Source organism: bacterium (genome assembly GCA_021372615.1).
Classification (GTDB): Bacteria; Armatimonadota; Zipacnadia; order Zipacnadales; family UBA11051; genus JAJFUB01.
On record JAJFUB010000039.1, the window covers coordinates 55,185 to 76,455 of the forward strand.

Annotated in this window: 12 protein-coding genes and 1 other RNA gene; 9 read left to right on the top strand and 4 right to left on the bottom strand. The window is 66.9% G+C overall.

Translation table 11 applies throughout. The features are described from left to right. The first annotated feature begins 9 nt into the window (after positions 1 to 9). Positions 10 to 2,667, top strand: a complete 2,658-nt coding sequence (locus tag LLH23_06355) for a hypothetical protein (protein ID MCE5238098.1) — start codon at positions 10 to 12, stop codon at positions 2,665 to 2,667. Positions 2,668 to 2,788: 121 nt separating this feature from the next. On the opposite strand, the gene LLH23_06360 is transcribed toward LLH23_06355, so the two are convergent. After that, the gene (locus tag LLH23_06360; GenBank protein MCE5238099.1) at positions 2,789 to 3,418 is read right to left on the bottom strand and encodes a DUF1559 domain-containing protein; all 630 of its coding nucleotides are present in this window, start codon (positions 3,416 to 3,418) and stop codon (positions 2,789 to 2,791) included. 124 nt (positions 3,419 to 3,542) lie between these two features. Further along, positions 3,543 to 3,890, bottom strand: a transfer-messenger RNA (tmRNA) gene (gene ssrA, locus LLH23_06365). Between the two features lie 140 nt (positions 3,891 to 4,030). Between ssrA and LLH23_06370 the strand changes: the two genes are divergently transcribed. Both LLH23_06370 and LLH23_06375 read left to right on the top strand, forming a co-directional pair. Beyond that, complete coding sequence (locus LLH23_06370; GenBank protein MCE5238100.1) at positions 4,031 to 4,789, top strand: NAD-binding protein; 759 nt, start codon at positions 4,031 to 4,033, stop codon at positions 4,787 to 4,789. Between the two features lie 145 nt (positions 4,790 to 4,934). Beyond that, positions 4,935 to 5,954, top strand: coding sequence for a Gfo/Idh/MocA family oxidoreductase (locus LLH23_06375; protein MCE5238101.1), 1,020 nt, complete (start codon positions 4,935 to 4,937; stop codon positions 5,952 to 5,954). 63 nt (positions 5,955 to 6,017) lie between these two features. Here the strand turns inward: LLH23_06375 and LLH23_06380 are convergent, their stop codons facing one another. Continuing rightward, on the bottom strand, positions 6,018 to 6,653 hold the full coding sequence (locus LLH23_06380; GenBank protein ID MCE5238102.1) for a class I SAM-dependent methyltransferase: 636 nt from the start codon (positions 6,651 to 6,653) through the stop codon (positions 6,018 to 6,020). A gap of 195 nt (positions 6,654 to 6,848) precedes the next feature. On the opposite strand from LLH23_06380, the gene LLH23_06385 reads away from it, so the two are divergent. From LLH23_06385 to LLH23_06395, 3 genes are all read left to right on the top strand, one after another. Continuing rightward, positions 6,849 to 7,727, top strand: a complete 879-nt coding sequence (locus LLH23_06385) for an AraC family transcriptional regulator (protein ID MCE5238103.1) — start codon at positions 6,849 to 6,851, stop codon at positions 7,725 to 7,727. Between the two features lie 193 nt (positions 7,728 to 7,920). Next, entirely contained in the window at positions 7,921 to 8,568 is a 648-nt protein-coding gene (locus LLH23_06390; protein ID MCE5238104.1) for a DUF1559 domain-containing protein, read from the top strand. Between the two features lie 118 nt (positions 8,569 to 8,686). Further along, positions 8,687 to 10,396 (top strand): family 10 glycosylhydrolase, encoded by a 1,710-nt coding sequence (locus LLH23_06395; GenBank protein MCE5238105.1) that lies wholly within the window; start codon positions 8,687 to 8,689, stop codon positions 10,394 to 10,396. Between the two features lie 136 nt (positions 10,397 to 10,532). Here LLH23_06395 and LLH23_06400 read toward each other — a convergent pair whose 3' ends face one another. Further along, on the bottom strand, positions 10,533 to 12,299 hold the full coding sequence (locus LLH23_06400) for a hypothetical protein (protein MCE5238106.1): 1,767 nt from the start codon (positions 12,297 to 12,299) through the stop codon (positions 10,533 to 10,535). 129 nt (positions 12,300 to 12,428) lie between these two features. On the opposite strand from LLH23_06400, the gene LLH23_06405 reads away from it, so the two are divergent. The 3 genes from LLH23_06405 to LLH23_06415 all read left to right on the top strand — a co-directional run bounded on the left by LLH23_06405 (position 12,429) and on the right by LLH23_06415 (position 21,228). Further along, positions 12,429 to 15,887: a DUF4091 domain-containing protein gene (locus tag LLH23_06405; GenBank protein ID MCE5238107.1), complete on the top strand. Its 3,459-nt coding sequence runs from the start codon at positions 12,429 to 12,431 to the stop codon at positions 15,885 to 15,887. A gap of 269 nt (positions 15,888 to 16,156) precedes the next feature. Beyond that, complete coding sequence (locus LLH23_06410; protein MCE5238108.1) at positions 16,157 to 17,422, top strand: acetylxylan esterase; 1,266 nt, start codon at positions 16,157 to 16,159, stop codon at positions 17,420 to 17,422. A 149-nt stretch (positions 17,423 to 17,571) separates the two neighbouring features. Beyond that, entirely contained in the window at positions 17,572 to 21,228 is a 3,657-nt protein-coding gene (locus LLH23_06415; GenBank protein MCE5238109.1) for a fibronectin type III domain-containing protein, read from the top strand. The last annotated feature ends 43 nt before the right edge of the window (positions 21,229 to 21,271 follow it).

Below are 21,271 nucleotides of genomic sequence, written 5' to 3' on the forward strand. Positions count from 1 at the left end.
AGCCCCCTCATGCGAACACTCATCTGCGCCGCCGGCCTGCTCGTTCTCGCCGCGACGCTGCACGCCCAGGAGTACGAACTCGTTCCTGCAGAGGTCCGCATCCCCCGTGGCGAGAGCCGCAGCTTCGAGTTCACCACCGTCCCCCAGAAGGACCACACCATCCTGCTGGACATCATGGCCCGCCTGGACTCCGACGGGCTCGGCGGCTCGCTGTACTTCATGAAGCTCACGCTCAACGGCCATGTCGTCCAGGCCGCCAAGACCCGCACGGCGGTGCGCCTGACCAACAAGAAGCTCGTCTCCCCGGTTGCGCCCGGCACGCCCTATACGTGGTCGGACAACCAGGCCTGGCGTGTCCTGTACGCCCCGGACTTCGAGTCGGCCCTCAAGCAGAGCTACTATGAGGGCAACCCCTACCAGACGGTACTGGACGTCACGGACCTCACCAATCCGGCGGCCGAGAACCGCCTGGAGGTCGCCAACGTCTGCACCTACAAGCCCCCGGCAGGCGCGAAGGGCAATCACGGTCTTGTCATCAAGGCCCTGACCGTCCGCGTCAAGCCCGGGGCCAGCCCGATGATGGCACCCTCGGGCACGGACCAGACCGTCATCAACCGCGGCACACCCGGCGCCGGGCCCACACCCTATCGGGGCAAGCTCCTCCCCGGCGGTGGCTTCACCCTTACCACCGGCAGGCGGACCCTTGCCTTCGGCAGCGCCATCTCTTATCCCAACGCCGGCCTGAACCGCCTCGCCGCCGCCACAAAGCCCGATGCGACCGGCCAGCCCGGCTGGCGAGTCTCAGTCAAACCAACCACCACCGGCGGCCTCGTCATCGCCGAAGGCCCCGACTACCGCCTAGAACGCACCGTCCGCTTCACCCCGCGTAAGGCCGAGGTGTCCGACAAGCTCACGAGCAAGCACACAGACGGCAAGCTTGGTCTCCTCGTCGAGGACGCGGTCAACCTCAAAGGCCTCCCGGCCGGTGTGCGCCTGGCGGGCAACCCCGACCCGGCCCTCAACGCCTATTACTCCCCGGGCAACCCCTCGGTCTATGCGGCCCTCAAGACGTTCGGGCTGGGCATGATCTGCGAGGACGACATCTTCCGCAATCAGGCGACGCTGTTCTGCGACGGCGACACCGGGCTGGCAGGCCTGCGCACCGAACGCCTCTGCCTGGCCCCCGGCGGCAGCGTCACCCTCCAGTGGTCGGTCTACCCCGTCGCGTCGGTAGACTACTATGACTTCATCAACCTCGTCAGGCAGGACTGGGGGAGCAACTACACCGTGGAGGGCGCCTGGACGTTCTTCGACCCCGACACCATCATCGGCATGACCGTGGACGACGTCCGGCAGAAGTTCACCCGCCTGGGCATCACCCGCGCCTGTTACTGTGGCGGGTGGGTGGACCGCAAGCATGACCGCAGGCGGATCGGCTTCGGCACCGGCGTCTTCGACGACTACTGGGCCGACTTCCGCGACCGCCTCCGCCAGGCCGCCGACAAGATCCACCAGGCCGTGCCCGACTGCAAGGTGTACGTCTACTACGACACCCAGCGCGACACCTCCGAGGGCGGCCACGAGCGGTTCCAGGATAGCTGGCTCACCGACCCCAAGGGCAACCAGTACTCGACCGAATGGGGCGGCGTCTACAGCCTCACCTACAGCGTCGTTGCCACGCTGGACAACTCCTACGGCAAGGCCATGCTCGGGCTCGTGGATCGGTACCTCAAGGAGATGAAGATTGACGGGCTGTACTGGGACGAGATGGAGGGCGTCGGCTACGGCTCCCCCCTCATCACGTACAACGCCTGGGACGGCTACTCGTGCGACCTGGACCCCAAGACCTACACCATCGCCCGCGAGTGCGGCATCAATACCATCATGGGCGAGGGGCACCGGATCGCGGTCATCAAGCGGGTGCGCGAGCTGGGCGGCGACATGATGGGCAACGGCCCGACCGCGACCAGGGACCTCCTGGCGCTCAAGCCCCAGCGCATGATCGAGATCCAGCACAACGAGTACTGGAACTACGAGGGCAACCTCGACAGCCCGCTCGGCTACGGTTCGTCCCCGATGGGCTTTGACAACTGGATCCGCGCGCTGACGATGGCCACCCTGATCGTGGGCACCCGCTACACGTACACCCACGAGATCTCCCCGTACGTCTTCCCCTTCACGCCCCTCGAGTTGCACGCCGGCTACCTGCTGGGCAAGGAGCGCCTCATCACGCTCCATGACGGCAACTACGGCTGGCCGGGCGACAAGTCGCTGGTGCAGGTCCGGTACTTCAACAAGGAGGGCCTGCTGACCGAGCGCGACTTCCCCACCACCATCGGCACAGAGGCGCGGACGCAGGCGCAGGTCCCCGAGGGCGAGGCTCTCGTCCTGGTGCGCGTCCCGGCACAGCTCTTTCCGAAGAAGAGCGAGGCGACAGTCAGCAAGGTGGACTATGGGGTCACAGGGCTGAAGTGCACGGTCCTGGCCCGGCAGGGCGCGATTCTCGAGGTCCGCAGCGGCCAGTTCCCGTTCCAGCCCAATGCGAAGCTGGTCTGGCTACTCAACGGCAAGGAGCACCCGTTGACGGTAGACGCCAAGGGTGTGGCGAGACTGGCGATCCCAGCGACGACGAAGCCGGCCGAGGTCATCGTGACGGTGGGGCAGTAGCCTGCACGGGGGGTACGCCCGACACTCCTGTCGGGCGCTCCATACCACGCTAACGAACGGGCCGCTGCATCATTGCAGCGGCCCTGTTGGTGTCTGAAGGGATGCGGAGGACGCTCGGCGGCTACAGGCCGGTCCAGGCGCGATCGTTGACCATGATGCTGTCCGACTTGACCCACTTGGCATGCCCATCGCAGTACGCGACATTCAGACCGTCGTTGTGGCGCGGCTGGAGCGTTCCGCCATTGGTCGTGTCGAACGTGTCAGTGGTCGCGTTGTAGTAGATCCTATACGGGTTGCCGGGCGTGTAGGTTTCCGCCAGGGCGATGCACTCGGCCGGGTACGTGATCTGCGCGTCGGCCTTGCCGTTGAGGTAACCGTTCCACCCGTAGCGCATGTCGCCGGTGTACGCGCCGGTGAAGGTCGTCCCCGCGCTGGGGCAGTTGAACAACTGAACGTTCTTGACATAGGGGTAGACCATGAACATCCACAGCATGTAGCCACCCGTGATCGTCTGCCCGCTCGGAGTGACATAGGAGACGCCGGGGCCGTAGCTGTCGTACATGAACTTCTCGTCGTAGTCCTGCACGTACATCTTGATGCCCATGCCGAGCTGCTTCATGTTCGACAGACAACTGGCGGCACGGGCCTTCTCACGGGCCTTCGCGAAGACGGGGAACAAGATCGCGGCGAGGATCGCAATGATCGCGATGACGACCAGCAACTCAATGAGCGTGAAGCCACGACGCACCATGATACGACCTCCTTCGCAGGCTGGGGTTGATGCTAGAGACTTCAGGGCGTCCCACCCGATTCCTTGTTCTGGGAGGAAACAGCACAGCCTTCGCAATGCCATCTGACGCTGGCCTTGCGAAGGCTGGTGGAGGCGGCGGGAATCGAACCCGCGTCCGAAGAGGAACCAACCGGGACTTCTACGAGCGTAGTGACTGTTCAGTGTCGCCCCGACCGAGTACAGGCACAAACTCGAGCGAGGCCAGCCCGATTGGCATTCGCCGCTTGGCCTCCGGGCGAAGACCGCGCAACTAGCTGATCGTGATGACGCCGGAGCTAAGCCAGACCAGCGTGGCCCAGCGGGCGTGGCAGGTTAAGCTGCCAGAGCCAAGTTGTTGTTGGCGTTTATCAGGGTGCCAGGTTTAGGCAGGTGTTGGCGACCTGCGCTCGCTATCCCGACCAGTCCAAACTCCCCGTCTAGCCCGATCGCCCCCACAACGTCAAGTATAGCACAGTTGTACGAGTTGGGGAATAGGCATTGAGCGTTGGGAACTGGGAAGGAGCTGCGCCCCACCACAACGAAATCCCACCCCACAAGCCCGCCTTCCCGATTTCCGGATCCCGGTTCCCGCCCTTGAACACTCGCGCGCTCTGCCTGGACCTCTGGCTCTTCATCCGCAAGGTCAGCCTCAACGCGCTGGCGATCCTCGTCACGCTGCTACTGAGCGCGGCGGTGCTCCATGGCGCCGGGGCCTGGCCGGGGGCTACCTTCGAGCAGTGCTGCATCCGCTCGTTCTACATGATGACGATTGAGAGCGTGGACCCGCCGCGGCAGCCGGTCCTGCAACTGCTGGTGTTCATCCTGCCCGTCCTGGGGATCATCTTCGCGGCCGAGGGCCTCGTGTCGGCCACCGTGCTGTTCCTGAACCGTAGCCAACGCCTGGGAGAGTGGAACGCCGTGCTCGCGTCAACATACAGTGGCCATATCGTGATCTGTGGGATGGGGCAACTGGGGGGCACGCTCATCCAGGGCCTCTATGAGGCCGGACACAAGGTCGTGGCGGTGGAGTTGGACGAGGACTTGCCGCACGTCGTGACCGCCCGTCGTCGCGGCGTGCCGGTCATCATCGGCGACATGACCCTGACCGAGACGCTCGCCGAAGCCAACGTGACGAAAGCCCAGTGCGTCGTCGTCTGCTCAGGGAACGATCTGGCGAACATCGAGACGGCGATCACGGTCAAGGAAATGAACCCAACAGCGGTGGTCTATGCGCGGGTCTTCAAGAAGTCCCTGGCAGACAAGATCAACGCGGCGCTGCGCTACGACATCCGCACGTTCAGCCCGTACGCCACGGCGGCCGAGAGCATTCTCTCGCAGATTGACAGGAGCTAGTCGGCGGGAATCACGGTGAAGCCCTCGTGGCCGGCCGCCCTTCCGCCCCACCGTCCCTTGCCCCATTCGGGTCGGACCGCGCGTTAGGCAGGTGAGCCCTGCACGGGCGGGGAACCCAGGAGCACTCGTACCCAGGAGGAACAGCATGGCCCCAGCGAAGAAGGCAGCCGCGGTCGCCAAGAAGGCGCCGAAGAAAGCCACCCCCACGAAGGTCCGTCTCGCGCTCATCGGCGCCGGCGGCATGGCCAACAGCGTACACTACCCGTCCCTCAAGGAGATGAGGGACGTCGAGATGGCGGCGATCTGCGATCTCGTCCCGGACAAGCTCCAGGCCACCGCCGACAAGTTCGAGATCGAGAAGCGCTACAGCAACTACCGGCAGATGATCGAGGAGACGGCCCCGGACGCGGTCTATGTCCTCATGCCGCCCCACCACCTCTTTGACATCGTCATCCACGTCGTGAGCCAGAAGCTGCACTGCTACATCGAGAAGCCGCCGGGCGTCACCAGCGAGCAGACCCGGCAGATGGCCAACGCCGCCGAGGACAATGGCGTCATCGGCATGGTCGCCTTCAACCGCCGCTACATCCCCCTGATGCGCCAGTGCAAGGCCAAGGTCGAGGCCTCCGGCGCCATGAACCAGGTCGTCTCCACCTTCTACAAGCAGCATGACGGTGGCCCGTACTACGGGGGGGCCATTGACATCCTCAGTTGCGACGCCGTGCACGCGGTGGATGCCCTGCGCTTCATGGGTGGCGGTGTCGTGGGTTGCGCCAGCGCGGTGCGCACCCTCGGCAAGAGGTTCGCCACGAGCTGGACCGCCCTCGTCGAGTTCGAGAGCGGCGCCGTCGGCGTGCTGCTGACCAACTGGCAGACCGGTGGGCGCGTGCACCAGTTCGAGATGCACTCGCACGGCGCATCGGCCTTCATTGACCCCGACGACAAGGCCATCCTGCACCTGAACAACAAGCTTGCCGCGGAGACGATCACCGCCGTTGAGGCCGCCGGCGGGCGCGAGGAGAAGTACCACAGCTACGGCTTCTTCGGTGAGAACCGCCACTTCATTGACTGCATTCAGTCCGGCAAGCAGCCCGAGACGAGCTTCGCCGATGCCGCCAAGACGATGGAGCTGGTGGACCTGATCTACGCCACCTCGATCATGTAGTCTCCGCCGTACAACGCATGGCCGGCGCCCTCGGCAGAAGGCGCCGGCCACTTCGCTCTTGCCCTATGTCTCGCCCGTGCGTCTGCCCACCGTCAGCAGCACCATGAACTCCCCCGTCTCGCGCGCCATCTTCGCCCCCTCCACGGTCTGCACGTCCGTCAGCCCGGCTGCCTCGAACATCTCCCCCATCTCCTCGGCGCTGAACCCGTGGTGGAACACGCCCGTCGGGTCGGGATGGAAGCCTTCCGAGCCGCCCGCCAGGTCGGCGATGGCCAGCCACCCGCCCGGACGCAGCGCCGCCGCCAGTCTGCTCACGACCACCCCGGCCTGCCGGATGTGATGCAGCGCCATGCTGCTGACAATGACGTCGAACGGCTCACCCGTCCAGTCCTCTTGCTCCAGATCCAGACGCCGGGCGCTCACGTTGTCCAGTCCGGCCACTTCCAGCTTCGCCGACAGTTCGTCCAGCATCCCCTCCGAGTTGTCCGCCGCCACTACGGACGCGACGTACGGGTGCAGGGCCAGCGCCACCAGCCCCGTGCCGCAGCCATAGTCCAGCAGGCGCATATCCTGTCGCAGTGGCACCAGCCGCGCCATCGCCTCCGCCAGCGCCCGGGTGCGCTCCACGCGCACCGGGTGCTGATCCCACGTTGCGGCCACGGCATCGAAGTCTCGTCTGCGTCCGGCTCCTGCGTCCATCCTCTGCTGCCCTCCTGAGTGTCGTCGTGTCGGCACTTCGTCCTGCCGACCGGCAGCCCCTCCCCGACACGACGAAGGTCAGTGGTGGCGAGCAGTGACGCAAGGCGGCAGGAGTCCGCCGGGCGCATAGTGAACTCTCTCACTTGGACTGGCGGAGCGGCGGCACTCCGCCCATCGTCGCATGCGAGGCGCACCGTGAGCACGGCTAACTCCCTTCAGTGCTACTACCCAGACCCACGTCTGCCCATCCGCGTCATCCCACACCGTGGCACCTTTACCCACGACGCCTATCCGGTACACATCCACGAGGACGTCAGTTGGGAGTTCTGCTACAGTGTGCGCGGTCACGTCACCGCCATGGTCCGCGGCGTGCCACGGCGCATCGCGCCGGGCGAAGTGCTCGTTCTCGGCCCTGACGATGTGCACGGCTTCGATGCCTGGACCGGCAAGCACATCACGCTGATGTTCCAGCAGCAGGTACTCAGGCAGACACCCCTGACCGTGCGGAGCCGCCGTGTCTCGCGCCTGGAGATGGGTGGCATCATCCTGCCCCAGCGCCTCAGGATCGCACCCCACCGTCGCCCTCTGGTCGAGCACACACTCGAGCAGATTCGCCGTGAGGAGGAGAACGACCACCCGTTGCGGGAGACGATGGCCGCCCTCCTGCTCTCCCAACTGCTCCTGGAGCTGATGCGCAATGCCCAGGACACCGGGGCCCCTGTCGAGCTCCACATCAGCGCGGCCGCGCGCGAGACCATCGAGCAGTTCTGCGGTGAACTGCGCGGCAACCTCGACTACCCGTGGACACTGACCGAGATGGTCCGACGCAGCGGCTACGGTGCGTCGCAGCTCAGCCGCCTGTTTCGCGAGGTGACCTCGCTCAGCCCCTGCGCCTGGCTCACCGAGGAGCGTGTCCGCCGCGCTCGCGACCTGCTCATCCAGTCCGACAAGAAGGTCACGGAGATCGCCGTCGAGGTCGGCTTCGGGAGTTGTTGCCACTTCACGCGGGTATTCAACACCGTGATGGGCACGAGCCCGCGTGAGTACCGGGAAGCGATGCGTCTCCGAGAGTAGTACAGACGGAGCCTCACAGCACTACCACCACACCCCTGTGTGCTTGCCCCCAGGGCCGCAATATCTGCAGCATCCCCCGCAGGATGTGCAAAGCCTGCGCGTCTCGCATGCACTATCATTGTAGTTGCCCACCGGACGCCCACTCTCGGCTGCCGGATGCGGGCACTGCTAGAACGTGCAAGGCGGGATACCCATGCACAGGCGCGGTTTCACCCTCATCGAACTTCTTGTCGTCATCGCGATCATCGCGATCCTCGCGGCCATCCTGTTCCCGGTATTCGCCAAGGCCCGCGAGAAGGCCCGGCAGGCCAGTTGCCTGTCGAACCTCAAGCAGATCGGCATCGGCTGTCTGACGTACCTGCAGGACTACGACGAGTGCTTCCCCCCGTCCTACGTCGCCAGTTCGCCCCGCCACAGCTTCATCGAGCAGATCCAGCCGTACGTCAAGAGCCTTCAGATCTTTGACTGCCCTTCGCAGACCGTCAAGTGCCTCAGCCCCCCCCAGTACAACGGCGAGCGCAGCTACGGCGCCAACACCTACCTGTTCTGGCAGCCTCAGGCGTCCGTCACCGACCCGGCCGGCACCATCATGGTTGCGGACATCACCCCCAGCCTCTACTACGGCGCCTGGTACATGCAGCGGCCCGGCCGCGGCCATCGCCCCGACGATGTCTCCGGCAAGGACTACGCCGTCTGGGGTGACACCATGGTCTGGCGCTACATGAACTTCGTCCAGCGCCACAACGACATTGGCAACGCGTGCTTCGTGGATGGCCACTGCAAGGCCATGAAGTATGAAGTGCTGTACGCCGGTGGGGCCGACACCTACTGGGACCTGTAGAGAACCAGCCCGCGACCCGGGGTGCGGCCCGACGCCATCGCGCCGTGCCGCATCCCTGGTCCTGGCTATGGCTCTCATGCACCGCCGACCGTCGCAGACCTCAGTAGAGAAGGCCCCCATGTCACGCAACGCATCCCTTGCTCTCCTGCCGGCACTCTTCGCTCTTCCCGTCGCGGCCCAGACTGCCGAGCACCGCGGCCTGTGGATGACGAGCGCCAGCTATGCCACACCCGAGAAGGCCGAGGCCACCGTCGCCCGTGCCGCGGCAGCCCATCTGAATGCCCTATACCCCATCGTCTGGTCCAGCGGGCAGACCTGGTTCAAGTGCAGTCTCGTTCCCATGGCCGAGAACGTCACCCCCGGCTTCGATCCGCTGGAGAACCTCATCCGGGTCGCCCATGCCAGCGGCCTGCAGGTCCACCCCTGGTTCGTGAACGGCTGGTGCGGCAACATCCACCCCGGCTCGGTCGCCGACCGGCGGCCGGAATGGCTGGTCAAGCCCGGCCAGCCGCTGTCGGCAACCTGGTACGACTTCGGCCAGGCCGATGTCCGCCACTTCGAAACCCAGGTGATGATGGAGTGCCTGCGCCAGTACGAGGTGGACGGCCTCCACTACGACTACATCCGCTTCGGCAGCCAGGTCTTCTGCTACTGCGACACCTGCCTGGCGGAGTTCGCCCGGCGCACCGGGCTGCCCCCCATCGAGCCGAACCAGGGCAAGTTCCCCCTGTGGCTCACTACGGTCGGCAATCCCCTGGCCCAGGTCACAACGGCCCAGGTGCTTGCCACCTTCGAGGATGGCTCGCCGGCCATCACGCTCAATCGGCTGGGCGCCGGCGAGACGGTGCTCGTCAACTGGCAGGGCGCGCGCTACATCACCCCGACCCTCAATGGCTTCGTCACTAAGCTGCTGGGGCACTTCGAGGTACAGCCGGGCGCGCTCTTCCAGCTTCACACGACCCAGACCAAGGCGAAGTCCGGCTCCGGCTACCAGACCCGGGCCACCAAGTGGCTCAAGGACCTCGGCTTTGACTCCGAGATGGTGGACGAGACGGGGCTGTCGCGCGTGCCTGTCCAGGGAACAGTCCTGCTCACCCACCAGACCCGCATGGACGAGGCCACAGCGACGCGCCTCCGGGAGTTCGTGTCCGGCGGCGGCCACTGCCTGTTCATGGACGGCCCGACCAACGCCATCTCCTTCCCGGCCCTGCAGGAGACCATCGGGCTCAAGGCCGCCGCGCGGATGTTCTACGGCCCCCGCCTGGTCACACCGGCCCCGGGACAGGACCTGATCCCCTCCGGCCCGGCCTACGACGTGGCCACCGCGCCCAGGCGCATAGACAGGTGGATCGAGTACCGCAAGGACTGCGTGACCGACCTCGTGCGCGAGGTGCGTGAGGAGGCCCGGAAGGTCAAGCCGCAGGCGCCGATCAGCGCGGCGGTGTTCTTCACCAAGGCCGAGGCGGACGGCGTCTGCCAGGACTGGTACCGCTGGCTCCGCGAAGACCTCATTGACTACGCCATCCCGATGGCCTACACCGAGAGCAACGACGACCTGCAGGCGGCACTGCGCGAGTGGCAGGCCGCGGACCCGAAGATGGAGCGCATCATCCCGGGCCTGGGGATCTGGACCAACCGCAACGGCCGCGACGTCACGCGCCCCAGCGCTCAGGTCCTGGCCCAGATACAGACGTGCCGGGCCGCCGGCGCCCATGGCAACCTCTTCTTCCAGTTCAACTGCCTGAGCGACGACCTGGTCAGCGCCCTGGCGGGCAACCCGTACCAGCAGGTCTGCCTGCCGTACTTCCCGCCGGCGCGACAGCCGTAGCAGGAGCGCGGCTCTCCAGAGCCGCAGCCGTTCAGCCTCGACTCCGTGCGGCTCCGGAGAGCCGCGCTCCACGAACAGAAAAGAGGGGGACGCACCTGGCGTCCCCCTCTCGCTGTCTCCGCTTGTCCCCAGCCGGTTACTGCTTCGCCAGCCAGGCCACGACGCCGAGGAGCGCCTGCTTCTCCGCGCCGGACAGGGCCTTCTTGTAGCCCATGTACGGCCCCACGAACGCTACACGCCCCTTGCCATACTCGCCCAGCACGTACACCGGATCGCCAAAGGTGTTCGTGATGACCGTGACGCCCTTCGGCCCGGCCTTGAAGATCATGTGGTCGCGGAACTCGGTCGGGAACTGCGTGCCCACGGTCAGGCCGTTCAGCGCCGCGTGTTCCCGCACGACCTTCAGTTCGCTATCCACGACATGCCGCTCGGCCTCGACGTTGTGCTTCGGGAAGCCGCGCGTGGCGATCTCGGGGAAGGGGCTGTCCATGAACCATGCGGTGTCATGGGCGAGCATGACGCTCCCGCCCTGTTCGACGTACGCCCGCAGTGTCTTCACGAAGGGTGAGTCGTACTTCTGCGCCAGGTTGTAGTTCTGCAGGATGACCGCATTGAAGTTGCGCAGGTAGTCGGGGCTCATGCCCAGAAGGTCGTGCACTTCAAAGCGCGGGTCGGCGCCGATCGTCTGGCGCAGCAACTCGCGCGTGTCGAACACACCGACCTGCGGCAGTGTCGTCTGCTTCTTGAAGGAGGCCGCATCGCCCGGGTCAGGCGTCTGGCGCTTCTGGAAGGCCCACCGCGCCTCAGTGCCCTTCACGATGGCGCGGTTGGCGCGGCCGAACCACCGGAAGTACTCCGGATGGGTCGTCTCATAGGTCGGGCCCTCGTAGAACACCCAGTAGCCGTCGGTCGCCGCCGCACTCATGGCGGCATTGCGGCCGCAGAACTCCGGGTCGGCGCCGCGCACCACCGGGTCCAGGCCGCCGGCGTACATGAACGGCACATGCTTGCTCCGCGCCACCTTCATGTTGTCCAGCAGCATCTGCCGGTTGGACTCGAGGGCCTCCTCGTGGGGCACCAGCCCGGCGGGCCGACCGTAGATCGAGGGGTCAGCCCAGATCGCCGGCGCCGCGGGCGTGGTCCATTCCAGGAACGCCGCCTCGGTCATGAGCAGCGTGCCGGGCGCCGGGTAGATGCAGAACTGGAAGCTCGGGTTGATGGCGTCTACGGCCTGCCGCAGCTTCCGGCACCGCTCGCGCCACGCGTTGATCTGGAACGCCCGAAAGGCGTCCAGCAGCTTGTGCTCCCGCAGCCACGGGTTGCGGTCCTTGAAGGCCAACTGCGGCAGCGTGAGGCCCTTCGCCTGCGCGAACTCATTCATGATCTTGTCATCGAAGGACAGGTCATACAGGTTGCCGCGCGAGTCCGGCCAGTAGTTCTCGTAGTCGAGGAAGACGCCGATGAGCGCCGGGCACTCCACGCTGATCTTGGCGTAGTTGGTGATCTGGTCGGTCATCCAGTCCCACAGTTCATCCGAGTTCGGGCTGGCGATCACCTGCTCGGTGCCGTCGGCCCAGACCATCTTCACTTTGCTCTTGGCGGTCATCACCCCGCGCATCCAGGTCATGTGGAAGATGCCGCACTTGCCGGCGGCGGTGGCGATGCGCCGCACCTCGGCCATGTCTTCATTGCCCAGGCGCGGGGACACGACATTGAACCCGGCGTCCGCGATCTCACGCACATGCTCTTCAGTCATGACCCACTTGTTGCTGGCCATGAGGACCTTGTCTACGAGGATGCGCAGCTTCTCGGTGCGCCCCAGGGCCTGGCGGTCGGCAGCCAGCCCGGCGGTGCTCAGCAGCGGTACAGCCAGCAACAACCACGACAGACGGACAAATCGCATCATCAGCCTCCATTGAGCGAGCAGATGGGTAACGGTTCGCCCGTCGGGCGGTGAAGTCCTCCGCCAGGGCCCACAAAGGGATGGCCGCTGCCCGTGCCGAACCATCGGCTACCTCGTGAGGTGATCGCCATGCGTCAACTGCTGCTTGTCGCGGCTGTGCTGTCGTGTCTCGGCGCCGCCGATGCCCAGAATGCCCTCCCCAACCCCTCCTTCGAGGAGGGCGCCGACCAGCCGACCGGCTGGACTCTCAGCGCGGGCGCGGGCAAGTGGGATGGCCCCGGGCACACGGGGAAGCACTGCCTGACCATCACCGGCGACGGCAAGAACGCCAACTTCTGGTCCACGCCCATGCCGGACCTGCCGGCCATGGGCATCTACCGGATGTCCTTCTGGGCCCGCGCGCTGCCGGGCACCAGTGGAGGCTGCTTCGTGTCCGGCCCGAGCTTCTGCAACCGCGACTACGGCCTGTCCGACACCTGGCGGCGCTACTCGTCGGTCCTGTGCATTCCCGGCAAGACCGCCGGCGGCGTCTGTCGCCTCGGCCAGTGGACCGTCAACGGCTCCGGTCAGTTCGACGACGTGGAGCTGCGGCCCGTGCTGCCCGTCCACGCCGCGACGGCGGACGGCCTGACGCTGGGCGACGGCGAGGAGATCGCCGGCACGGCATACAGCTTCCGCACCAACCTCGGCGGCCCCGGCAGCAACTACTCGCGCTGCCTGCAGAGCGCCACGGCGGGCTTCAACAGCAGCCGCTGGTGCTTCGGGCCCGGCAATGAGGTCGTCTACAGACTCCAGCCCGGCGCTCTCGCTCAGGCCGCCGCTTCGGTGACGGTCAACGTAGGCTACTACTCCGCCGGCACGTGCGTGATCGAGGCCGCCCGCGAGCCGGGCCAGTGGCAACCGGTGGGGCAGCTCAACGGCCTGGGGAGCAAGACCTTCCCACTCCCCGGCGCCCTCTTCCCCACCCCGGCGGTCTACCTGCGCCTGCGCTCTCCCGGCGCGGCCGAGAAGAGCGCCGACTTCGCGCCGGGCTCCTTCCAGGTTCACGGTCTGGAGTACAAGGCCACGCTCGCGCAGGACGCCGGCCGCTGCAGTGGCGCCACCAGCTTCCTCGATGTCACCAAGTCGGACCCGCGGGTCGCGGTGGCCGTGCAGTCTCTCGGCTCGCTGCTCCCTGGCGATGAGCAGGCCGTTCTGGCCGTCACGTCGCAGGCCGGCGGCCAGCTCGAGGCCTCCCTCACGCTCCGGCCCGGCCAGACCACGCGCCGGTTGGCCCAGGCCACTGCCGGCCAGGAAGCCAGGCTGACCATCCCCTATGGCGTCGCCGGGGCCGGTGACTACCAGATGGCCCTGCGCGTCACGCTCGACGGCGTCCCGCTGTGGGAAGCCGGAACGGACTTCCACGTCCCGACCCTCTACGCCGCCGACTACGGCTATGCCATCGCCGCCCGTCCGAACATGGACCTGTGGTGGTGCGAGAGCACCTACAAGATCGGCCTGACCCGCACGGCCCCGACCACTCCGGCCCCCGTGCGCATGGCCGCCGCCCGCAACGAGTATGAGCCCGTGCAGGTGGTCCTCCGCCCGAAGACCGCGCTGACAGGCCTGGCGGCCACCCTCAGCGACTTCACCGGCCCCGGCGGGGCCAGCATCCCTGCCTCGGCGTTCACGATCCGCAAGGCCGAGTACCTGAAGGTCACCATCCCGACCGATGGCAGCAGTTGCGTCGGCTGGTGGCCCGACCCGCTGCCGGCCCTGCGCGTGGGCGCGGACGTCCCGGACGCGCCGCTCCCGGCCGGCCAGAACGTCCCCCTCTGGGTCACCGTCAAGGTCCCCCAGAACGCCCGCGCGGGCCTCTACAAGGGCAGCCTGACCCTGAAGGCCGGGGCGGACACGGTCCCGGTCCCGATCCAGCTCCAGGTCTATGACTTCACCATGCCCAGCAAGTCACATCTGACGACGTGCTGGGGCTGGTCCATGGGCAACGTCCAGCGCTACCACAACCTCACCAATGCCGAGGACGTGGCGAAGGTCCGTGACCTGTATCTGCAGGACTTCCGCGAGCATCGCATCGCGCCCTATAGCTTCGGCGGCAACATCAAGGTCGAGGTCCAGGGGGCCAACTGGAGTGGCGGAACGGTCGTCGCCGACCAGGCCGCCGAGGGCTCCCACAGCCTTGTGGTCGTGGACGACAGCCCCAAGGCCAACGTCGCGGCTGCGCCGACGAAGATGCTGCCCGTTGAGAAGGGCGCGGCCTACCGCTTCTCCTGGGCCGTCAAGACCGACAAGCCCGGCCAGAACTACCACCTGACGCTCGGCTGCCACAACGCCTCGGGCACGTGGTTCTCGGGCCGCAACATTGACCTCATCTTCCCCGGCACCGGCGAGTGGCAGCGCAAGGAGATCACGCTCCCTGCCGACCGCTTCCCGGACGGCTGCACGCAACTGGACCTGTCTCTCCGCGGGGCACAGTGGAGCGACAAGGGCGAACGCACTGGCACAACCTGGTGGGATGACTTGTACCTGGGCAAGGCGGACGGCGGGCCGAACCTCATCGCCGACCCCTCCTTCGAGATCGGTTCCAGCAACGTCAAGGTCGTGGTGGACTGGTCGGCCTTCGATGCCGAGGCCCACAAGTACCTGGACGAGTATGGCTTCACCGGTTTCCGGCTGCCCCTGCAGTTCCTCGGCGGCGGGCGCGACCCCAGCTTCGTCAAGGGGCGCATCGGCCCGTTCGAGGAGGGCACGCCCGAGTATGAGCGTCTCTTCGCCAGCTACGCCAGGGAGTTGCAGGACCACCTGGAGCAGAAGGGCTGGCTGGACAAGGCGTACCTCTACTGGTTCGACGAGCCTGAGCCGGGCGACTACGACTTCGTGCGCCGCACCAACGAGCGCATCCACCGGGCCGCCCCGAAGCTCAACCGGATGCTCACCGAGCAGCCCGAGCCCGCGCTGTTCGGCGCGGTGGATACCTGGTGCCCGGTCACCTTCAACTACGACCGCACGAGCTGCCAGGCCCGCCAGAAGGCCGGGGAGAAGATCTGGTGGTACGTCTGCTGTGGCCCGAGGGCCCCGTGGCCCGGCCTGTTCATAGACCACGGCGCCACGGAGCTCCGCGTGTGGATGTGGCAGACGTGGCAGAACAAGGTGCAGGGCTGCCTGGTATGGGAGAGCACCTGGTGGAACTCCTCCGGCTCGCCCATCAAGCCGCAGAACCCGTGGACCGACCCGATGGGCTGGACGCCCGAGGGCGGCTGCTGGGGCAACGGCGACGGCCGGTTCATCTACCCGGCCAACCGTGACTATCCCCACGACAAGCGCCCGTACGTCGAGGGACCGGTCGACTCGATCCGCTGGGAGATGCTGCGTGAGGGCCTGGAGGACTACGAGTACCTGTATCTGCTCAACCAGTGCATCCAGAAGAAGCTCCCGGGCGCCGCGGCCTATGCGAAGCTGCTGGAGGTCCCGCCCACCATCTCGGAGGACCTGACGCACTTCGCGCGCGAGCCGCAGCCCATCTACGCGCAACGCGCCAAGATCGCGGCAGCGCTGGAGAAGCTGAAGGCGGACAGGTTGGGGATCAAGTAGGAGCAACGGCGTCCTCACCCCTACCCCTCTCCCGCGCGCAATACGACTGCGCGCCGGAGAGGGGCTCTGCACGACCACTTCGCGCCTTCGTGGCCACAGAGCGCCCCTCGACTTCCCCTCTCCGGAGCGGAGCGCAGCGCAGCGAGGGAGAGGGGAAGGGGTGAGGACGCCGTTGCCGTAATGCGTTCCCCCTCCCTTCAGGGAGGGGGCAGGGGGTAGGACGCCGTTGCCGTTGCCGTTGCCGTTCACCACACTCAGGAGTACACCACATGAAGCGACTCGCCCTACTACTGCCGTTCCTGGCCCTCGTGGCCACTGTCCACGCCCAGGACAAGATCACCCTCACCGGGACTCTCGACCATCCTGACGGCCTGTACAAGTGCAGCGAGCAGGCCACCTTCTCGGTGACGATCAAGCAGAACGATGTGCCGGTCACGACCGGGGAGATCAACTGGGTTCTGACCAACGACGGCGTCAGGCAGATCGCGGCCGGCAAGGCGCAGCTTGGCGAGCAGCCGACGATCATCACGGGCACGCTGCCCGAGCCGGGCATCCTGCGCCTGAGCGTCACCGACGCCCAGTACCGCGTCGCCCCCCAGTGGGGCAATGTCATCGGCGCGGGCTTCGATGTGGACAAGATCCAGCCCACCGCCGTCGAGCCGCCTGACTTTGTCGAGTACTGGGAAGCCACCAAGGCCGCCGTGCGGGCCATCCCGCTGGACATGCAGCTTGAGAAGGTGGACGACAAGTCCAATGGCAAGCAGACCACGTATAAGATCAGCTTCGCCAACATCGAGAACCTGCGCGTGTATGGCTGGCTGAGCGTCCCGACCGCCGAGGGCAAGCACCCCGCAATCCTGACGGTGCCCGCTGCCGGCTGGAAGCCCTATGGCCCCGGTTCGGGCTGGGCGACGCAGGGCTTCATCTCGATGGTCCTCTTCGCCCACGCCTATCCCGTGGACTTGCCGACCGAGAAGTACGACGAGCTGCAGAAGGGCCCCCTGGCCGGCTACATGCACCAGGGCAAGGACAACCGCGACACCTACTACTTCCGCCACGTCTTCACCGGCTGCACCCGCTTCATGGACTACCTGATGTCCCGGCCGGAATGGGACGGCCAGAACCTGATCGTCACCGGGTCCAGCCAGGGCGGAGCGCTGTCGCTGATCTGCGCGGGGCTGGAGCCGAAGGTCACGGCCATCGCCTCCAACGTGCCGGCCATGTGCGACCACACCGGCTGCATGATAGACCGCGCCTGCGGCTGGCCGCGCCTGATCCCCAACAAGGACGCCAACGTCGCCAAGGTCTCGGCCTACTACGACGCTGTGAACTTTGCCCGCCACGCCAAGTGCACGACGCTCATCTCTACGGGCTTCGTGGACGGCACCTGCCCGCCCACCTCGGTCTACTCGGCCTATGCCGTCCTGCCGCAGCCCAAGCTCATGTTCCCGACGCCGTGGATGGGCCACTCCATGGACCCGAAGTTCGGCGAGCTACAGCAGAAGTTCATCACGGGCCTCGGCAAGCTGCCGTAGTCGTAGGCGCGCCGGCTTCCAGCCGGCAGCCGTTGCCGTAGTCGTAGGAGCGTCGGCTTCCGGCCGGCACGTGTGCCACCCGACAATACTTGCCAGTAGGATGCTGGCGCTCCTACGGCTTCACGAACGTCCCGCCCAGGGAGACCACCATGCCCCGTCTCACCTTCACCGCCGCCCTGCTGCTCGCCACCTGCGCCTTCGCCCAGCCCGAATACGTCTGCCGCGTCACGGCGACGGCGCCGGTCGTGGATGGCGTGCTCGACGATCCCTGCTGGCGTGACGCCTCCGCACCGCCGGTGGTCTCCGAACTCGGCGTGGGCGGCAAGGCGGCTCCCAACAAGACGCAGTTCCGCATGTTGATGGATGAGAAGGCCCTGTACGTCGCCGTAGACGCGACTACCGCCCCCGGCGTCCCGCCCAACGCCAAACCCCGCGAGCATGACCCCAAGTCCTGGGGCGATGACTGCATCGAGATCCTCCTGGCCCCGTCGTTCGTCGGGAAGGACTACTACCACCTGATCCTCACCGCTGCCGGGGTGCAGACCGACAGCTTCAGCCAGGAGGGGATGTCCCCCGACGAGTTCGTCAAGTGGAACCCCGCCTGGCAAGCCGTCACCAAGACGCGCCCGGGCGGCTGGACCGCCGAGATGCTGGTCCCCTGGGAGGGCTTCGGGTTGAAGGCCGCCCCCCCGCGCGGCCACGTCTGGCGCACGAAGCTCGCCGTCGTCGCCAGGGGCTTCCCCCACTCCATGTGGCCCCGGAACGAGACCCAGAGCTTCCACGAGGACACATGGGCATACACGATCTTCCGTGACCCGAGTCTCGTGACCAACGGCCACTTCGAGGCGGGCCTCGATGGCAAGGGCGGCCTGGAAGCCCGCACTACGACGCCTGAGGGGTTCATGTACGCCTACTATGACAAGGAGGGCCAGGGCGTCTGCTCCGTCACGGGGGAGGACCATGTGTCCGGCAAGCTCGCCGGCCGCCTCGAGAAGACCGATGACAAGGACTGGTTCCCGGTCTTCTACACGCGCGAGCTGCCCGTGCAGCCCGGCTCGACCTACGAGCTGCGCGCCATGATCCGCTGCGACCATCCCTTCGTGATGCGCTACAACCTGAGCGGCCAGCGCGGCAGCAAGCTGAGCCAGCCCATGCCGGCTACCAACGGCTGGGCCCCGGTCACGATGCAGGCCACGATCCCCGACACCGGCGCCGATCGCATGACCGTGGGATGGCAGCTCATCCGCACGAGAGGCGTCATCCTGATTGACGATGTTTCCGTGCGGCGGCTCAATGACATCCGCGCGGTCGTCGCGGCCGAGAAGATCCCCCACCCGTACCACAACCTGCAGGAACTCGCCACACGCACTGCCGTCAAGCCCCACAGTCTGCTCCGGCAGGCCGACGGCTGGTACCAGCCTGACCGCGTGATCTTCAAGGACACGGGCACCGGGGCGGAGATCTGGATGATGGCCCGCTCGGCCGGCAGCAGCACGCGCCATCAGTACATGGAGATGTCGCCATGGAACGCCGATGGCTCGCTGCTGGCGCTGTTCGGCGGCCAGCTCGGCAGGGGCACCATCCTGATGGACGCCGCCACCGGGGCCTACCGCGCCTGTGCCTTCTACGCTTCCGCCAACCAGTGGGACCGCCGCGATCCGTCCCGCATCTACTTCCGCAACTACCGCGGCCACGAGAAGACCGACCTGTGGGACCTCGCCTGGGGGAACGTCCTGACCGGAGAGACGACCATCGGCCGCCGCTTCGAGGGGGACATCTCGCTGTGGCCGATGAGCCAGGACGGGGAGAAGCTGCTCGTGCAGGAGCGGCTCGTCGGGGCAGACGGCAAGTCGTACAGCCATCTGTGGCTCATGAACCGGGACTGCGGGGGCGGGCTGATGCTCGACCCCGGCGGCCTGACCCACCAGACATGGTTCAACAAGCTGCCCGACTACTCCATCGAGTTTGAGTGGGAGGGCCAGACCCCCGCCGGGCAGTACACCATCACCACGGACGGCAAGGTGCGCAAGCTGTTCGACCAGACGACCGGCCACCGCGCCCACAGTCCCAATGGCGAGTGGATCGCCGTCATGGCCGGCTGCGGCATCCGCAACTTCAAGACCGGGGAGCTGACGGTCATCAGCCCCGTCAGCTCCGACCACCAGACGTGGGAGACCGACAACAGCTGGTACTGCACCAGCAGTGGACGCTACCTGCGGCGCGTGGTCGCCTTCGGCAGCTCCACCCAGCAACTGCTCGGGGCGCACAACTCGTCCCTGAAGCACTCGACCTACTGGACCGAGGCCCACCCGGAGATGAGCGCTGACGGCACCAAGCTCGGCTACGCCTCGTGCATGCTGGGCGACATCGAGTTCTACCAGCTCATCATGCGCCAGCCCGGCAGCCCGGAGGGGCCGGCACTCAGCCGACCCGCCGCTGGAAGCGTCCGTCTGACATGGAAGGCGCCTCCGTGCCACAAGGAGATCAAGGGCTACCTGGTCTATCGCGCGACGCACAGCGGCGTATGGGGCGAGCAGATCACCCCCCAGCCGGTGGCGGCCCTCGAGTTCACCGACAGGCCCCCCGCCGGCCCCGCCTACTACCGCATCACCAGCGTGGAGCCTGGCGGCTTGGAGAGCCTCCCCTCGGCGGAAGTCTGCTCGGACCCACGGTGGCCGGGCGCCGCCACCGTCTCCGCGGAGGCGGAAGCCGGCAAGTATGCCGCCCCAGCGGTCGAGACCTTCGACACGAACGCGGCGGGCCTGTACGGGGTTCTGCTCGGCCAACTGAAGCCGTCCGGCCCGCTGACGGTGAGCCTCGCGACGCCGAAAGCCGCTGCCTGGCAAGTGTGGGCTCGGGCGCGTGGGGAGGGACGGCTCTCGGCGACGGTGGACAGCACGCCTCTGGGCAGCGTCGCGACGCCGGAGAAGGCCGTCGGCTGGGTCAAGCTCGGCGAGACGAAGGCTCTGAAGGTCGGCATGCACGAGGTGGCGCTGACGCCGAGCGCTGCGGGGATCGCTGTGGATCGGGTCATGCTGACAACCGATGCCGCCCTGACGCCGCAAGGCCTCGGCGGCATGGACGAGCAGTCGCCCGCAGCCCCGACGGCGCTCACGGCCCAGGCCGAGGGGAAGTACGCCGTGCGGCTCAAGTGGCAGCCCGCGACCGCGCCGGACTTCCACCACTACAACATCTACTGCGGCCGGTCCGCCGACCTCAAGCCCGTGCAGGAGCGCCTGATTGCTTCCCCCGCGCTGACCGAATGGGTGGACTGGGGCCTCAAGCCCGGGACGGCGTACCACTACTGCGTGACGGCCGTGGATCGCTCGGGGCACGAGAGCGCCCCGAGCCCCGTGGCCACCGTCATAACCGCCCCTCTCCCCTCTCGCCTGTTCGCGAAGCTCGACCAGACCTGGGACACGACGCAGCAGCCCTCGATCGAGCTGCCCTTCACACTACCCGCGGACGGCGACTGGGTCGTCTGGGGCAAAGTACAGAGCCTCGACGGCAAGGGCGGCGGGCTGAAGCTGGCCCTGGATGGCAAGGACCTCGGCCGGCAGGGAATCCCCTTCGGGTATATCTCGCTGGGCCACGGCGGCCCGGTGCTGAAGACCTGGCTGTGGCACTGCCTGAAGGCGCCGAAGACCGCCCCGGACGCCCCCCTGGCCTTCACCGCCCCGGCCGGCGTGCACACGGTGAGGCTGACCGCCGACACCGGCCTCCAGGCGCTGTTCGAAGGCTTCGTCATCACGAACGACCTGGGGTACGTCCCCGAGGGCACGACCAACTTCCGCGTCGAGCCATAGGCGGCGGTTGGCGCGGCGTGTGCGCGGGGCCCCGGCGCCAGGC

What these genes read in the sequence shown, in the direction of transcription:
- LLH23_06405 (MCE5238107.1), top strand. Translation starts at nt 12,429, where the DNA reads ATGCGTCAACTGCTGCTTGTCGCGGCTGTGCTGTCGTGTCTCGGCGCC.
- LLH23_06400 (MCE5238106.1), bottom strand. Translation starts at nt 12,299, where the DNA reads ATGCGATTTGTCCGTCTGTCGTGGTTGTTGCTGGCTGTACCGCTGCTG.
- LLH23_06355 (MCE5238098.1), top strand. Translation starts at nt 10, where the DNA reads ATGCGAACACTCATCTGCGCCGCCGGCCTGCTCGTTCTCGCCGCGACG.
- LLH23_06410 (MCE5238108.1), top strand. Translation starts at nt 16,157, where the DNA reads ATGAAGCGACTCGCCCTACTACTGCCGTTCCTGGCCCTCGTGGCCACT.
- LLH23_06375 (MCE5238101.1), top strand. Translation starts at nt 4,935, where the DNA reads ATGGCCCCAGCGAAGAAGGCAGCCGCGGTCGCCAAGAAGGCGCCGAAG.
- LLH23_06380 (MCE5238102.1), bottom strand. Translation starts at nt 6,653, where the DNA reads ATGGACGCAGGAGCCGGACGCAGACGAGACTTCGATGCCGTGGCCGCA.
- LLH23_06395 (MCE5238105.1), top strand. Translation starts at nt 8,687, where the DNA reads ATGTCACGCAACGCATCCCTTGCTCTCCTGCCGGCACTCTTCGCTCTT.
- LLH23_06390 (MCE5238104.1), top strand. Translation starts at nt 7,921, where the DNA reads ATGCACAGGCGCGGTTTCACCCTCATCGAACTTCTTGTCGTCATCGCG.
- LLH23_06360 (MCE5238099.1), bottom strand. Translation starts at nt 3,418, where the DNA reads ATGGTGCGTCGTGGCTTCACGCTCATTGAGTTGCTGGTCGTCATCGCG.
- LLH23_06415 (MCE5238109.1), top strand. Translation starts at nt 17,572, where the DNA reads ATGCCCCGTCTCACCTTCACCGCCGCCCTGCTGCTCGCCACCTGCGCC.